We start from the raw sequence: 2,101 nt of genomic DNA, 5'->3' as shown, positions 1-2,101 counted from the left end.
CATTACTATTTTGTGGGCTTGCTGAAACTGTTTCTTTTGCTTTGGTAGCCTTTGGTTGATTGATAGCAATTACTTCTTTTTTCGTTTCTTCTTGCGGAGTTTCGGCGGTTGTTTTTGAAAGCGTTTCTTGTTTCTTGTTTACAGCAAGTGTTTGATTATCAGTTTTGTAGAAAATTAAATACAATCCAAAACCAAAGAGTATAGCAATTGACGCAGCCACCGAAATACGCTGCCAAAGTGGAATAATTTTGGTATGTTTTTGCTTCGTTTTTACTCTTGAATCAAGGCGTTTTTTTAAATCTTTCATCGCAGCTGAAGTATCAATTTTTTCAGCCGATAATTTTTCTAAACCTTCGGCAGCATCGGCCGCAAACGCATCGTTGAGTAGCTGTTTTTCTACTTGGTGCATTTGTTTGGCCGAGGCTTCGCCTGAGAGATATTTTTTTATCTCTTCGGCCGTCAGTTCAGTATTTTTTTTGCCTTTATTCATGCTTTTTTTCAATACAAATTTTCAAATTTCGCTTGCCATTTTGTATATAACTTTTCACTTTATTCAAATCATAACCCGTGAGGTCAGTAATTTCTTTGTAGCATTTTTCTTCTAAATAAAACAATCGAATACTTGTTTTTTGTTCGTCCGAGAGCGTTTCGAGGCAATCGGTCATTTTCGATAAATTTTGTTCGAGTTCAAAAGGTTCATCTGATTGATGCTCAAACGGCTCATTTTCCACAGAACCATCTTCAAAATAATCGACACCCTCGGTTTGCAGGCGATTACTTCGGAGGTGCATCAGACAATAATTCCGTGCCACACTGTGCAGCCAACTTCTAAAATTCTCGACCGAATGGCTGCGTAGTTTTATGACCAATTCTTCAAAGATCTGCATGACGGCATCTTTGCTTTCGTCTTCATCTCGCAGATATTTAAAACAAACTGCAAACACCATTTCCATGTAACGTTCATACAATTCTCCCAACAATTCAAGGTTTCCCGTAGCCTGATACGCTGCCAAATATTCGGCATCGGTGGTGGGCTTAGGTTTACTGAATCGCTTGAAAAACATTATTCGTGGTGTCTGAGTGTTTTATAGGTTATGAATTAAGTGTCTGATTATTAGTATTTTAAGCTTATGTATCTAAAAATATTGCACCTAAAATTAGTCTTAAATCGACACATCGCAATTTTTTTCTAAAAAAACTCAAAAAATATTTATGGAAAAAATCGGAGTCGTGCATCAATGGTATAAAATCAAAACTTATACAATTATGAAAACGAAAATTTGGGTACTTATTGCGTTGGTGTTTGGCATTTTTGCATTTACCACTCAGCGAACAATCAAAGGTAAAGTGCTTTCGGCCAGCGATGGCTCAGCCTTACCCGGTGTAATGGTGGCCGTTAAAGGCACGAGTATCGGTACACAAACCGACGCCAATGGCGATTTTCAGCTTACGATGCCAACAGGTAGTGAAAAACTGATTTTTACTTATATCGGCTATAAAACAAAAGAAGTTAAAGTTGGAAAAGATAGTATGATAACTGTTAAACTTGAAGACGATACGCACGCTTTGGAAGAAGTTGTAGTGGTAGGATATTCAACTCAACAACGTCGAGAAACCACAGGGGCAGTTTCTATACTATCAAAAAATAAGGTTATACCCCCAGCCAGCCCAATGCTACAAGGGCGAGTTCCAGGCTTACAAGTGCAGCCAAGCGGCACATATCGTGAGCGAAAAAAGCGTTATTCGGCTGATAAACCCAAAGAAGATTTCAATACCGAAGAGTATAATTCATTGGTAGAAAATATCTTTCAAGAAGCAAAGAGTAATCCACTCACCACTTTTTCGATTGATGTCGATAGAGCAGGATATAGCAATGTGCGTCGAATGTTGAATGCTGGCACGATGCCACCAAAAGATGCCATCCGAATCGAAGAAATGGTAAATTATTTTGACTATGATTATCCACAACCAGTTAGAAATGAGCCTGTTACGATAAATACTGAACTTTCAGATTCGCCGTGGAACAAAGGTTTGAAATTATTGCAGATTGGTATTCAAGCTCAAAAGATTTCGACCGAAAATCTTCCTGCATCTAATCTCG

3 protein-coding genes are annotated in these 2,101 nt (G+C 38.2%); 1 reads left to right on the top strand and 2 read right to left on the bottom strand.

Annotated elements, in window-relative coordinates; all coding sequences use genetic code 11:
* Both ACOVO2_RS00015 and ACOVO2_RS00010 read right to left on the bottom strand, forming a co-directional pair.
* On the bottom strand, nt 1–490 hold a 490-nt coding region (locus tag ACOVO2_RS00015; RefSeq protein ID WP_421768002.1), incomplete at its 3' end, for a hypothetical protein.
* Nucleotides 483–1,064 carry an RNA polymerase sigma factor gene (locus ACOVO2_RS00010; protein WP_421768001.1) on the bottom strand — a complete coding sequence of 194 codons (582 nt, stop codon included), beginning with the start codon at nt 1,062–1,064 and terminating at the stop codon, nt 483–485. The genes ACOVO2_RS00010 and ACOVO2_RS00015, both read right to left, overlap by 8 nt.
* 202 nt (nt 1,065–1,266) lie before the next feature.
* On the opposite strand from ACOVO2_RS00010, the gene ACOVO2_RS00005 reads away from it, so the two are divergent.
* On the top strand, nt 1,267–2,101 hold an 835-nt coding region (locus tag ACOVO2_RS00005; RefSeq protein WP_421768000.1), incomplete at its 3' end, for a VWA domain-containing protein.

The sequence above is a fragment of the Emticicia sp. genome (assembly GCF_049241225.1).
Lineage (GTDB): Bacteria > Bacteroidota > Bacteroidia > Cytophagales > Spirosomataceae > Emticicia.
This window is presented reverse-complemented; position numbering and strand designations above follow the sequence as displayed.